The sequence below is a fragment of the Sphingomonas sp. AOB5 genome (assembly GCF_029433115.1).
Taxonomy (GTDB): domain Bacteria; phylum Pseudomonadota; class Alphaproteobacteria; order Sphingomonadales; family Sphingomonadaceae; genus Sphingomonas.
In genome coordinates this window covers 1-12,991 of record NZ_JARNTV010000010.1, presented here as the reverse complement: position 1 = coordinate 12,991, position 12,991 = coordinate 1, and the positions used below count along the sequence as shown (strand labels likewise).

The 12,991-nt window shown below is 65.7% G+C and carries 12 protein-coding genes and 1 tRNA gene; 11 read left to right on the top strand and 2 right to left on the bottom strand.

Translation table 11 applies throughout. The features are described 5' to 3' along the window. Nucleotides 1–27: 27 nt before the first annotated feature. The 7 genes from P1X14_RS06520 (at nucleotide 28) to proC (ending at nucleotide 8,574) form a co-directional block, all read left to right on the top strand. Nucleotides 28–1,956, top strand: a complete 1,929-nt coding sequence (locus P1X14_RS06520; RefSeq protein WP_277314513.1) for a TonB-dependent receptor — start codon at nucleotides 28–30, stop codon at nucleotides 1,954–1,956. Between the two features lie 118 nt (nucleotides 1,957–2,074). Continuing rightward, nucleotides 2,075–3,151 carry an efflux RND transporter periplasmic adaptor subunit gene (locus P1X14_RS06515; RefSeq protein ID WP_277314512.1) on the top strand — a complete coding sequence of 359 codons (1,077 nt, stop codon included), beginning with the start codon at nucleotides 2,075–2,077 and terminating at the stop codon, nucleotides 3,149–3,151. Further along, entirely contained in the window at nucleotides 3,152–6,259 is a 3,108-nt protein-coding gene (locus P1X14_RS06510; protein ID WP_277314511.1) for an efflux RND transporter permease subunit, read from the top strand. Between the two features lie 13 nt (nucleotides 6,260–6,272). Further along, nucleotides 6,273–6,887: a TspO/MBR family protein gene (locus P1X14_RS06505; RefSeq protein ID WP_277314510.1), complete on the top strand. Its 615-nt coding sequence runs from the start codon at nucleotides 6,273–6,275 to the stop codon at nucleotides 6,885–6,887. After that, complete coding sequence (locus tag P1X14_RS06500; protein ID WP_277314509.1) at nucleotides 6,877–7,185, top strand: accessory factor UbiK family protein; 309 nt, start codon at nucleotides 6,877–6,879, stop codon at nucleotides 7,183–7,185. Before P1X14_RS06505 ends, P1X14_RS06500 begins: the two co-directional genes overlap by 11 nt. Before the next feature lie 109 nt (nucleotides 7,186–7,294). Then, complete coding sequence (locus P1X14_RS06495; protein ID WP_277314508.1) at nucleotides 7,295–7,795, top strand: YbjN domain-containing protein; 501 nt, start codon at nucleotides 7,295–7,297, stop codon at nucleotides 7,793–7,795. After that, the gene (gene proC / locus P1X14_RS06490) at nucleotides 7,792–8,574 is read left to right on the top strand and encodes a pyrroline-5-carboxylate reductase (RefSeq protein ID WP_277314507.1); all 783 of its coding nucleotides are present in this window, start codon (nucleotides 7,792–7,794) and stop codon (nucleotides 8,572–8,574) included. The genes P1X14_RS06495 and proC overlap by 4 nt, the downstream gene beginning before the upstream one ends. 1 nt (nucleotide 8,575) lies before the next feature. On the opposite strand, the gene P1X14_RS06485 is transcribed toward proC, so the two are convergent. Continuing rightward, nucleotides 8,576–9,061: a MarR family transcriptional regulator gene (locus P1X14_RS06485; protein ID WP_277314506.1), complete on the bottom strand. Its 486-nt coding sequence runs from the start codon at nucleotides 9,059–9,061 to the stop codon at nucleotides 8,576–8,578. 64 nt (nucleotides 9,062–9,125) lie between these two features. Between P1X14_RS06485 and P1X14_RS06480 the strand changes: the two genes are divergently transcribed. The 3 genes from P1X14_RS06480 to P1X14_RS06470 all read left to right on the top strand — a co-directional run bounded on the left by P1X14_RS06480 (nucleotide 9,126) and on the right by P1X14_RS06470 (nucleotide 11,617). Beyond that, nucleotides 9,126–10,223, top strand: coding sequence for a branched-chain amino acid aminotransferase (locus P1X14_RS06480; RefSeq protein WP_277314505.1), 1,098 nt, complete (start codon nucleotides 9,126–9,128; stop codon nucleotides 10,221–10,223). 44 nt (nucleotides 10,224–10,267) lie between these two features. Then, nucleotides 10,268–10,342 (top strand) — tRNA-Gln (locus P1X14_RS06475). Between the two features lie 63 nt (nucleotides 10,343–10,405). Beyond that, nucleotides 10,406–11,617 carry a CaiB/BaiF CoA-transferase family protein gene (locus tag P1X14_RS06470; protein ID WP_277314504.1) on the top strand — a complete coding sequence of 404 codons (1,212 nt, stop codon included), beginning with the start codon at nucleotides 10,406–10,408 and terminating at the stop codon, nucleotides 11,615–11,617. A gap of 97 nt (nucleotides 11,618–11,714) precedes the next feature. Here the strand turns inward: P1X14_RS06470 and P1X14_RS06465 are convergent, their stop codons facing one another. Continuing rightward, on the bottom strand, nucleotides 11,715–11,864 hold the full coding sequence (locus tag P1X14_RS06465) for a hypothetical protein (protein ID WP_277314503.1): 150 nt from the start codon (nucleotides 11,862–11,864) through the stop codon (nucleotides 11,715–11,717). A 199-nt stretch (nucleotides 11,865–12,063) separates the two neighbouring features. Between P1X14_RS06465 and P1X14_RS06460 the strand changes: the two genes are divergently transcribed. Then, the coding region (locus tag P1X14_RS06460; RefSeq protein ID WP_277314502.1) for a cupin domain-containing protein at nucleotides 12,064–12,991 on the top strand (928 nt) is incomplete at its 3' end.

Sequence of the window (12,991 nt, the reverse complement as noted above, 5' to 3'; positions counted from 1 at the left end):
GCAATATGCGCCGAAGGGGAGTCGGACATGACAAGGGGAATCACGCGGCTGTCGGTCGCTGCAATCGCATTGATCGCGGCAGTGCCGGCGCTGGCGCAGCGTACGGACGACAATGCTGTCGCCGAGGCGGAAGACGCGTTCGGCACCAGCGTGGGCGACGATTCGATCGGCATCTACAACGCCTATAATGTCCGCGCCTTCTCGCCGGTCGATGCCGGCAATGTCCGCATCGAGGGTCTGTATTTCGACCAGCAGACCTACCTCACCAGCCGCGTGATCGCCGGATCGACGATCCGCGTCGGCATTTCCGCGCAAAGCTATTCCTTCCCGGCGCCGACGGGCATTGCCGATTTCTCGCTGCGCAAGCCCGGCGGGTCGCCGCTGGCATCGGTCGGTGTGGGCTTCGGGCCGTGGAATGGCGGCTATGGCGAAGTCGATTTCGAGCTGCCGATCGATGGCGAGCGGTTGGGGATCGCAGCGGGCGCGGGCATCTATCGCAACGGCCAGCCGTTCGGGGGCAGCCCGAAGGATCTCTCGATGGGCACGGTGGTGCGCTATGCGCCGCGGCCGGGGATCGAGCTGATGACCTTCTGGAGCCGGGTACAGACCAGCGACGCCGAGGCCCAGCCGCTGATCTTCACCAGCGGCGCGTTCCTGCCCAAGCGCTTTGCCCGCAACGAATTCTATGGTCAGGAATGGGCCGATTACGGCGCCGAGCAGGTCAATTACGGCATGGTCGCGCGGGCCGATCCGGCCGGGTTCGACGTGCGGCTGGGCGTGTTCCGCTCGGTCAGCAATGTCGATCGATCGGCGGCGGACCTGCTGTTCAACACTGGGCCGGACGGGCTGGTCGGCCGCCGCATCGTGGTGATCGAGCAGGGTGCATCGTCGGCCTCGACTTCGGGCGAGCTGCGCGTGTCGCGCCATTTCGACGAAGGCCCGCGGCGGCATACATTCATCGCCTCGGCCCGCGGCCGCGCGCAGGACCGGCGCTATGGCGGCGCGGCGCTGATCGACCTTGGCCCCAGCACCAGCCTGGGTCCCGATTTCCGCCCCGAACCGGCTTATGCGCAGGGTCCGCAGACCACCGACGCGGTGCGCCAGACCACCTTCGGCCTCGCCTATCAGGGCCGCTGGCGTTCGGTCGGCGAACTGAGCCTGGGCATCCAGAAGAGCGATTACAGCAAGACGGTGACCGATCCGAACCCGCTGGTCGTGTTCCCGAAGACCGAGGATTCGCCGTTCCTCTTCAGCGCGAATGCGGCGGTCTATGTGACGCCGAAGCTCGCTTTCTATGGCGGCTATACGCGCGGGCTGGAGGAAAGCCCGGTCGCGCCGATCGAGGCGGTCAACCTCAACGAAGCGCCGCCCGCGATCCGCACCCGCCAGATGGACGGCGGCCTGCGCTGGACCGTCGGCAAGGTGCATGCAGTGGTCGGCGTGTTCGATGTCGAGAAGCCCTATTTCAATCTCGATTCCGCGCTGCGCTTCCGTCAACTCGGCATGGTGCGCCATCGCGGGGTCGAGATTTCGGTCGCGGGCGAATTGCTGCCGGGGCTATACGTGGTGGCCGGCAACATCTTCCTCGATGCGCGGGTGAGCGGTGAGGAAGTGGCTAATGGCACGATCGGGCCAAAGCCGGTCGGCAGCATCGGCCGCCACACCATCGTCAGCTTCGACTATCGCCTGCCGAGCCATCCGGCCCTGTCGTTCGACATCTATGCCGAGGGCACCAGCGACCGCACCGCCAATGCGGCCAACACGCTGATCATCCCGACGCGGGCGATCCTGAACCTGGGTACGCGTTACAGATTCAATCTGGGCGACACCAAATTGATGTTCCGCGCGCAGGTTGCGAACGTCACCAACACCTTCGGGTGGAACAATGGCGGCAGTGGATTCTTCGTACCCAATGGCGCGCGGCGCTTCTCGTTGAGCCTCGCCGCCGACATTTAGCAGACATCATCCGGTGGCACGGGTGGTGTTCCCCGGCCAGCTTGTACGGTAGATGTTGAACTTGTATGCAAGATTTGCCTTGCCTTTCTACCGCTGTCAGCATAGCCGCTGAGAATTGATGCGGAGCACAATTCTTCTGATCGCGCTTGCTGTTGCCCTGGGGGGATGCGGCGGGAAGGCCAATGGCAACGCGGGCGGGCGCGAACCGCCGCTCGTGCGGGCCGAAGCGACGAAGAGCGCGCAGTTCATCGACCGGATCGATGCGGTGGGCACCGCGGTCGCCAACGAGCAGGTCACTCTGGCCGCGCCGGTGACCGAGCGGATCGTTCGCCTGAACTTCGACGATGGCGCTTTTATCCAGCGCGGTCAGGTGGTTGCGGTGCTCGCGTCGGGTCAGGAGAGCGCCCAGCTTTCCGAAGCCAGCGCCCGCGAGCGCGAAGCCAACCAGCAACTCGCGCGGCTGAGCCAGTTGCGCCAGCGCGGCTTTGCCACCAACAGCGCGGTGGATTCGCAGACCGCACTCGCGGCACAGGCCAAGGCACAGGCGGCCGAGGCGCGCGCCTCGATCGGCGACCGGGTGATTCGCGCGCCATTCTCGGGCTGGGTGTCGCTCCGCAACATTTCCTCGGGTGCGGTGGTCGGCGCCGGGACCGAGATTGCGACGATCAGCGACATTTCGAAGATCAAGCTCGACTTCGCCGTGCCCGAAACGCTGCTGGCGCAGATCCGGCCGGGGCAGGTGATCGAAGCGCGCGCCGCCGCTTATCCCGATCAGCCGTTCCGCGGAACGATCTCCAGCATCGATACCGTGCTCAATCCTCAGACCCGTGCCGTCACCGTCCGCGCGATCCTGCCCAATGGCGATCGCCGCCTGAAGCCGGGCATGCTGCTGACCGTCTCCATCCAGGCGCAGGCGCGCGAGAACGTCGCGGTGCCCGAACTGGCGCTGGTGGGCGAGGGCGATCAGAATTTCGTCTTCGTGGTCGAGAATGGCGCAGCGAAGCGCATCCCCGTGAAGACCGGGATCCGGCAGAACGGCATGGTCGAGATACTGGAAGGCCTGCGTCCGGGTCAGCGCGTGGTGACCGAAGGCGTGGTCAAGATCAGCGATGGCCAGAAGGTCCGCGTCGAGGGTGAGGCCGGGGCCAAGGGCGGCGATCAGGCAAAGGGCAAGGCCGGGGCGAAGGGCAGCTAAATGCAGCTTTCGGACCTCTCCGTCCGGCGGCCTGTCTTCGCCGCGGTGCTGGCGATGCTGCTCACCATCGTCGGCGCGGTCGCATTCCTGAACCTGTCGGTGCGTGAATACCCCGACACCGATCCGCCGATCGTCTCGGTTTCGACCAGCTATACCGGCGCCGCCGCCAGCGTGATCGAAGCGCGCATCACCCAGCCGCTCGAGGACCAGCTTTCGGGCATCGAGGGGTTGCAGGTGATCTCCTCGCGTTCGCGCGACGGTTCGTCGGACATTTCGGTGGAGTTCGCGCCCGGCCGCAACATCGACGAAGCCGCCAACGACGTGCGCGACCGCGTGGCCGGTGCGGTCAGCAACCTGCCCGAGGACGTGCTGGCGCCGCAGGTGCGCAAGGTCGATGCCGATGCGTCGCCGATCATGTTCGTCACGGTGCGCCGGCCCGGCTGGAGCCAGCTCCAGCTTGCCGACTGGGTCGATCGCAACCTGACCGACCGGTTCGCCAACATCAACGGCGTGGCGCGGGTGTTCGTGGGCGGCGATGCGCGGCCTTCGATGCGCATCTGGCTGCAGCCGGCAAAGCTGGCCGCGTTCCAGCTGACCCCGGCCGATATCGAGGCCGCGCTGCGCCGCCAGAATGTCGAATTGCCCGCAGGCCGCATCGAATCGCAGCAGCAGAACCTGACCCTGCGCGTCGATCGCCAGTTCCAGTCGCCGGAGAGCTTCGCGGCGCTGGTCGTCGGGCGTGGGCCGGATGGCTATCAGGTCAAGCTGGGCGACGTTGCGCGCGTCGAGCAGGGGGCCGAGAACCCCTATTCGCGCTTCCGCGTGAACGGTGCGCAGGCGGTCGGGTTGGGGATCGTGCGCCAGTCCGGCGCGAACACGCTGGCGGTTGCCGATGCCGCCAAGGCGCTGATGGCGCAGCTTCAGCCGACCCTGCCGCAGGGCATGGTGCTGGATATCGGCGGCGACGATTCGCTGTTCATCGGCCGCGCGATCGAGGGCGTGTGGCACACGCTGGGCGAGGCCGCGGTGCTGGTGGTCGTGGTGATCTTCCTGTTCCTGGGATCGTGGCGCGCGACGCTGATCCCCGCGGTGACGGTGCCGATCTGCCTGCTCGGCAGTATGGCGGTGCTGTGGTTCTTCGGCTTCTCGATCAACCTGCTGACCTTGCTCGCGCTGGTGCTCGCCATCGGCCTGGTCGTGGACGACGCGATCGTCGTGCTCGAGAATGTCTATCACCGGATCGAGGAAGGCGAGCCGCCGCTGGTCGCCGCGTACAAGGGCACGCGGCAGGTGGGCTTCGCGGTCATCTCGACCACACTGGTCGTCTGCGCGGTGTTCGTGCCGGTGTGCTTCCTTGCCGGCCAGACCGGCCTGTTGTTCCGCGAGCTGGCGGTGGCGATGATCGGCGCGATCGCCTTTTCAGGCTTCCTCGCGCTCAGCCTCACGCCGATGCTCTGCTCGAAGATGCTGCGCCATGAGAAGCGCGGGCGCTTCACCGGCTGGATCGACGACAAGTTCCAGCGGCTGGAGGGGTTCTACGCACGCCGTCTGGATGGTGCGCTGCGCAAGCCGCTGATCCCGGTGATCGTGGTGGCGATATTCCTGGGCCTGTCGGGGCTGGCCTTCACCACGCTCCAGTCCGAGCTGGTGCCGGTCGAGGATCAGGGCCAGGCGCAGGTGTCGATCAGCGCACCCGAAGGCACCGGCTTCGCGCAGATGGAACGCTATATGACCGATCTGCAGGGCAATCTCCTGCCGATGCTCGATGGCGGTTCGGTGCGATCGCTGATCACCCGCGTCCCGGGCGGTTTCAGCGCCAGCGACGATTTCAACAGCGGTATGTTCGTCGTCTTCCTGAAGCCATGGGAAGACCGCACCCAGACCACGCAGCAGGTCGTGCAGCAGATCAACCGCGTCCTCGCGCAGAACCCGTCGGTACGCGGCAACGCAGCGGTGCGATCGGCGCTGGGCCGCGGTCGCGGGCAGCCGATCGGCTTCGTCATCGCCGGAAACACCTATGAGGATCTCGCCCGTGCGCGCGACCGCATCCTGCAGGCCGCGGCGGACAATCCGGGGATCATCAACCTCGACAGCGATTACAAGGAAACCAAGCCGCAGGTGCGGATCGACGTGGACGCGCAGCGCGCCGGCGATCTGGGCGTGTCGGTGCAGGCGGTTAGCCAAGCGCTGCAGACCCTGCTCGGCTCGACCCGCGTCTCGACCTATGTCGATCGCGGCGAAGAGTATCGCGTGATCGTGCAGGCCGAGGATGGCGACCGTACCAGCCTGGCCAATCTCGCGCAGATCTATGTCCGCGCGCGCGACAACAGCGTGGTTCCGCTGTCGAACCTCGTCACGACGCGGCAGGTGGCCGGTCCGCGCGATCTGGGCCGGTTCAACAAGCTGCGCGCGATCACCCTCTCCGGCGCGCTGGCGCCCGGTTACTCACTCGGTGAGGCGCTGAAGTTCCTGCAGGATCAGGCTGCGGCCTCGCCCGAGGTGCTGGCGGTGGGCTATCGCGGCGAGAGTCAGGCGTTCATCGAGACCGGCGGATCGATCCTGATGGTGTTCGGGATCACCATCCTGATCGTCTATCTGATCCTGGCCGCGCAGTTCGAGAGCTTTGTCCATCCGGCGGTGATCATCACTACCGTGCCGTTGGCTGTGGGCGGTGGCCTGATCGGGTTGATGGTGATGGGCCAGTCGCTCAATCTCTACAGCCAGATCGGCATCGTCATGCTGGTGGGTCTGGCGGCGAAGAACGGCATTCTGATCGTGGAGTTCGCCAATCAGCTGCGCGACGAAGGCGCCGAGATTGCCGATGCGATCCGTCAGGCGGCGGCGCGGCGCCTGCGCGCGATTCTGATGACGTCGATCGCGACCATTGCCGGTGCGATTCCGCTGGTGATCGGCGGCGGCGCAGGCGGTGCGGCGCGCGCTTCGATCGGCGTCGTCATCGTGTTCGGCGTGGCGCTGGCGACGCTGATCACCCTTTTTCTGATCCCGATTCTCTATACCAGGTTCGCAAAACGCACGAGTTCTCCCGAAGCGGTCGGGCGGGAGCTTGACGCGCAGCTAGGTTCGGGGGCACCTCAGCCCGCTGAATAAGGAGGTCGCGGGTTTGAGGGAGATCGCATCGAAGGGGCAATTGCGCCTCGCCTATCTGCGATGGGCGGTGGTCACGGTGCCGTTCATCCTGTTGCTCGGCTTCACTTCGGCGCGCCTCGTTCCCTCGGGATCGCAGAATCCGTGGTATATGGCGCTGATCAAGCCCGAGAACATGCCGCCGGAGATCGCCTTCCCGGTCGCCTGGACGGTGATCTACGTGCTGGCCGGTCTGGCGCTGGCGATGATCATCAACGCCCGTGGATCGACGCTGCGTGGCCCCGCGCTGGTGGTCTTCGCGGTGCAGATGGGCGTCAACCTTGCCTGGTCGCCGGTCTTTTTCGGCATGCATCAGGTGCAGACGGCTTTCATCCTGCTGTGCGTGCTGGGCGTGCTGGTGATGCTGACCATCATCCTGTTCGGCCGGATCCGGGTGGGCGCGGCGGTGCTGCTGCTGCCCTATCTCGCCTGGGTCTGCTACGCGGGTTTCCTGCTCAATCAGATCGACCGGCTCAATCCGAACGCGGCGGGTCTTGTCCCGTCGGGGTCGAGTGACCAAGTGATACTCGACGCGCCGAGCGACAATGGCGTGACCAGTGAACCGTTCGAGGTCCAGACCAATGCAAACTGACAACCGCCTGTTCGACGATTTCGTGAAGTTCGTGAATGGCGCCGCGGGCACCTTTGCCGGCATGGCGCGCGAGGGCAGCGAATCCGCGCGCGAGCGGGCCAAGGAATGGGTCGGCGGACTGGATTTCGTCAGCCGCGACGAATTCGAAGTGGTGAAGGCCATGGCCGTCGCCGCCCGCGACGAAGCCGACGCGCTGAAGCTGCGCATCGCCGCGCTGGAAGCCCAGCTGGGCACCGCGCCCAAGGCCGCCGCAAAGCCCGCACCCAAGCCCAAGGCACCAAAAAAGCCGCAGGGATAAGCTTGCACGGCTTTTCCACAGCTTTTCGACAGGCTTGCCCACGCCGCGCTTGTGCGCTCCGCCGATGGACCGTTAGTTCTGCTCCAGCGTTTCTGGGGTGGAGGTTGTGATGCTCGACGAAGCCGAGTTCGATCGCGACGACGCCGCGCCGATCGACATGCTCGAAAGCTACTATGCCGCACATGGCTGGTCGCACGAGCGCGAGGACGACGAGATCGTCGCCAAGGTGAAGGGCAGCTGGACCGAATATGAGCTTCGCGCGATCTGGCGCGAGGATGACGGCGTGCTGCAGTTCCTGGCCTTTCCGGACATCCGCGTGCCCGACGAGCGCCGCGCCGCGCTGTACGAGACGATCGGGCTGGTCAACGAACAGCTGTGGATCGGTCATTTCGAGCTGTGGTCGGCCAGTGGCATCCTGTTGTTCCGTCACGCGACGATGGTCGATGGCGAGGAGCCGACGCTGAGCCTCGCCCAGGCGGAGCTGCTGATCGAAAGCGCGATCGACGAGTGCGAGCGCTTCTATCCGGTGTTCCAGTTCGTGCTGTGGGGCGGCAAGACGCCGGCCGACGCGCTGGCTTCCGCGCTGATCGAGACGCAGGGCGAAGCGTGACCGCCGCTGCCAGCATCTGGCTGGTGGGCTGCGGCAATATGGGCGGAGCGATGCTGCGCCGCTGGATCGCCAGCGGCACCGCGCCGTCCTCCATCACCGTGATCGATCCCTATGCGCCCAAGGTGCCGCGCGGCGTGCGCCTCGTCGCCGAGGTGCCCGAGGGTGCGCCGGACGTGCTGGTGCTGGCGATCAAGCCGCAGCAGCTGGGTAGTCTACCGCGGCTGAAAGCGAAGCTGCTGGTCTCGATCCTTGCGGGGGTCGAGGAGGCGACGCTGGCCGCACGTTTTGACGCCGATGCCGTGGTGCGTGCGATGCCCAATCTGCCGGTGGATATCGCGAAGGGGGTGGTCGCGCTCCATACCGAGAGCAGCGACGCCGATGCCCGAGCGGTCGCCCATGGGCTGATGGCGCCGCTGGGGCTGGTCGAATGGATCGAGCGCGAGGACCAGTTCCATGTCGTCACTGCGCTGTCGGGCAGCGGGCCGGGTTTCATCTACCGGCTGATCGAAGCGCTGGCCGATGCCGGTACTGCGCTGGGGCTTCCTGCCGATCAGGCGCAGCGTTTCGCCATCGCCACTGTGGAAGGCGCCGCGGCATTGGCCGAGAAATCGGACGCCAGCCCCGCCACGCTGGCGGATCGCGTCGCCAGCCCCGGCGGCACCACCCGCGCCGGCCTGAACGTGCTCGATCACGACAATGCGCTGAAGCGGTTGATCCACGAAACGCTGGATGCAGCGGCGAAGCGCAGCGCCGAACTGGCGGAAGCTGCGCGGGGCTAGGTTACCGCCCCAGCTGTGCCACCCGGTCGCGCTCGCTTTCGGGCACAAGACCTTCCAGCACCGCCCAGAACCCGCCGACCGCCTCACGGTCGGCGCGCGAATAGGCGGCGGAGAGCTTTTCGCGCAGAGCTTCGAACAGTTCGGCTTCCAGCGCGGTGCCCTTGGCGGTCAACCGCAACAGCCGTTGCCGCCGGTCCTTCTCGCCGGTGCGCGTCTCGACCAGTTCGCGCTCTGCCAATTCGCCCAGCACCCGGCCGAGCGATTGCTTGGTGATCGCCAGCAGCGCCAGCAACTCGCTCACCGTCAGGTCCGGCTTGCGGGCGATGAAATAGAGTGCGCGGTGGTGCGCCCGGCCCAGGCCCTGCTCGGCGAGCCCCGCGTCGATGGTGCGGGTCAGGTGCGAATAGCCGAAATAGAGCAGTTCCACGCCGCGCCGGATTTCCGGCTCGCGCAGGAACAAAGGAGAGGCGGGAATTGGGGCAGCCATGTTGACCATTCTTGCCACCGGGCCTAGTCCTCCGCAACCCAAGACGAACGACCGGACACAGCCAATGGAAGACGCGACGATCCTGGATTTCGAGTTCGAGGCACATGCCAATCCGGTCGCCGTGGCGGACCGTGCGGCGATCCTCGAGAATCCCGGTTTCGGCAAAGTCTTCACCGATCACATGGTGGTGATCAAATATTCGGTCGAGAAGGGCTGGCACGATGCCCGCATCCAGCCGCGCGGCCCGATCCAGATGGATCCCGCCTGCGCCGTGCTCCACTATGCTCAAGAGATTTTCGAAGGGCTGAAGGCCTATCGCCTGCCCGATGGCGGCGCGGCTTTGTTCCGTCCCGAAGCCAATGCGGCGCGTTTCCGCGAATCCGCCGAGCGTATGGCGATGGCGCCGCTGCCGGACGAACTTTTCCTCAATTCGGTGCGCGAACTGGTGAAGGCCGACCGCGACTGGATCCCGGACAGCGAAGGCGGCTCGCTCTATCTGCGACCCTTCATGTTCGCCAGCGAAGTGTTCCTCGGCGTGAAGCCTGCTTCCGAATATCTCTACATGGTGATCGCATCGCCGGCCGGCGCCTATTTCAAGGGCGGCGCGCCTTCGGTGACGCTGTGGATCTCCGAGCATTACACCCGCGCGGCGCCCGGTGGTACTGGCGCGGCCAAGTGCGGCGGCAACTATGCCAGCAGCCTGATCGCTCAGGCAGAGGCGATCCGCAACGAATGCGATCAGGTGGTTTTTCTCGACGCGGTCGAGAATAAGTGGGTCGAGGAACTGGGCGGCATGAACACCTTCTTCGTGTTCGACGACGGTTCGATCCAGACGCCCCCGCTGGGCGGGACGATCCTGCCGGGCATCACCCGCGAATCGCTGCTGACGCTGGCGCGCGACGCCGGGATCACGGTGCGCGAGGAACGCTACAGCATCGATCAGTGGGAAGCCGATGCACGCAGCGGTAAGCTGCGCGAGGCGTTCGCCTGCGGCACCGCGGCGGTGGTCACCCCGATCGGCCGCGTGCGCGGACGCGAGACGGATTTCACCATCGGCAATGGCGGTCCCGGCATCCTGACCGAGAAGCTGCGCGCCGATCTGGTCGCGATCCAGCGCGGCGAAGCACCCGATCCGCACGGTTGGCTGCAACGCCTTTTCTGAGGCTTCCCAAGCGCGGCGGGAACACTATAAGCCGCGCTTCCTGCTGGGGCGTAGCCAAGCGGTAAGGCAACGGCTTTTGATGCCGTGTACCGAAGGTTCGAATCCTTCCGCCCCAGCCAGTTCCTTTGCGGCCGCCGCATCTTCCGCTTGACCCTGCCAATCGCAGGCCGGAAGCCACGCCAATGACCGACCGATCCAAAACCGCACCACCGCTTGCCGGGCGCCGTGTCCTCGATCTCTCGCGCGTGCTGGCGGGGCCGTGGTGCACGATGGTGCTCGCGGATCTGGGTGCGGACGTCACCAAGGTGGAGCATCCGCGCGGCGGGGACGATACGCGGCATTGGGGACCGCCCTATACCGGCGGCGAATCGGCCTATTATCTGTGCGCCAATCGCAACAAGCGCAGCATCGCGCTCGATATCTCGAAGCCCGAGGGGCAGGCGATCGTGAAAGCGCTGGCGGCGCAAGCGGACGTGCTGGTCGAGAATTACAAGCTGGGTGGGCTGGACAAATACGGGCTCGATTACGCGTCGATCGCCGCGATCAACCCGCGCATCGTCTATTGTTCGGTCTCGGGATACGGCCGCACCTCGCCGATCGCGGAGCGGCCGGGCTATGACTATGTCATCCAGGCCGAGGGCGGGCTGATGTCGGTCACCGGACCGGTGGATGGCGAGCCGATGAAGGTCGGCGTGGCGGTGGCGGACCTGTTCACTGGCATGGCCGCGGCGCAGGCGATCCTGGCGGCGCTGATCGCGGCGGACCGGGACGGGGAGGGCCAGCATCTCGATATGGCGCTCTATGATTGCCAGCTGTCGATGCTCGCCAATGTCGGCAGCGCGGCCTTGGTCGCGGGCACCGAGCCGAAGCGATACGGCAACGGTCACCCCACGGTGGTGCCCTATCAATTGTTCGACACCAGCGACGGGCAGGTGGTGATCGCGGTGGGCAATGACGGGCAATTCGCGGCGCTATGCACCAGGCTGCTCGAGCGGCCCGATCTGGCGAGTGACGAATGCTTCGCGAAGAACAGTGCGCGCGTGACCAATCGCGCTGCGTTGCTGGCCGAGCTGATCCCGTTGATCGCGCAGCGGCCGACCGAGTGGTGGCTGGAGGGATTGCGTTCGGTGGGTGTGCCGACCGGCGCAGTTCGCGGTGTGGGCGAGGCGCTGGCAGCGCCGGAAACGCAGGCGCGCGGCATGGTGGCTAGCGTGCCGCATCCGAGTGCCGGGGAAGTGAGACTGGTGGCGTCGCCGCTCAAGCTGGGGCGCACACCGGTGGTCGATCCCGTCGCGCCGCCGACTCTGGGGCAGCATAGCCGGGAAGTGCTGGAAGGACTGGGTTATGACGCGGCGATTATCGATCGCCTGGTTGCCGACGGGATCATCGGCTGATCGTCATTGCAGTTCGATATTGCAATTGCTTCAGGCAACGAAAATCAGCCCCGGCGATGATCGCCGGAGCTGATGAATTTCTTCCGCGCTGGCGCTATTAGCTGCCGTAGCCGACCGGATTGGTGGCTTCGTAGTTATCGATGCCCGCCAGGAAATAGTGCTGGGTCGAATCGGTGATGCGGTCTTCGCTCAGAACGGGCGTGTTCCACTCGGGCTGGGCGGCATCGATCTTCAGTTCCGGATTCACAGGCGTTACCCCTCTTTATGTCCCTCGGGCACTTACACGAACCTTTTGTGCCGCGCAATTCATGTCTTAGCCATTTCCGACAAGAAACGAACAAGTCGGATACGGTGTAGCAATTATGCACCGCATCGACGTCCGAATCGTTAACGACGTGGCGTTTCGACGAAGCGATGATAATCACGGGGACCGCAACGAGTCCAATATGAACGCCATCCTGTCCCAAATTCGCGCAGCCCTGCCTGACGAGACGCTGCGCGAGCATATGGCCGCGCGGCGCCTGCTGCACATACCCGGTGCGATTGCCGATCCCGCTTCGATCTGGACGATGGCGGATCTGGAGCGGGTGCTGGCGCGCGGTGCGCTGGGTGCGCATGAGGTCAAGATTTATGCCGGCGACACCGGGGTCGATCTGAAGAAGGTCGGGGCGGAGGAGAATGGCTATCCGCGCCCGATCGCGATGCGCACCGTGGCGCGTCAGGGCAACACGCTGATCGCCAACAGTCTGATCCGCGCCGATCCGAAATTGTGGGACCTTGCCTGCGCGGTGGAGCGCTGGACCGGCGCGCGCACCATGATCGGCGCGATCGCCTCGTTCGGCCCCTCCGGGCTCAAGGTCCATTATGATTCCGAAGACCTGATCATCGTTCAGCTTTCGGGATCGAAGCTGTGGCACTTTCATGGCGATGTGGTGGAAGGGAGCATGCGCCGTTCGGTGCCGATGCCACCTGATGCGGTGCCGCCGGTCGCGTTCGAGGTGATGATGAACGAGGGCGACATGATGTTCGTCCCTTCGGGCTTGCGCCACCGCTGCACGCCGCAGGGCAATTCGCTGCATTTCGGCATCCTGCTCGAATATGACGCGCCCACCGATTTCCTGACCCATCTTGCCACCCAGGCGCGGGCGGAGGCGCTGTTCCACGCGCCGCTGCGCCGGTTCACGGGCCGCGAGACGGTGGCAGTGCAGCTGGATGCGATGCGCGAGCGGCTGAAGGCGCTGATCGACGAGAGCGATCCGCTGGCCTGGTATGACGAGCGTATCGCGGCGCGGGGCCGGTCGAGCGGTGCCGAGTTCGCGCCCGCCGGGATCGACACGCCGGGTGCGTCCGCGATGCTGGCGAGCACGTTGCCGC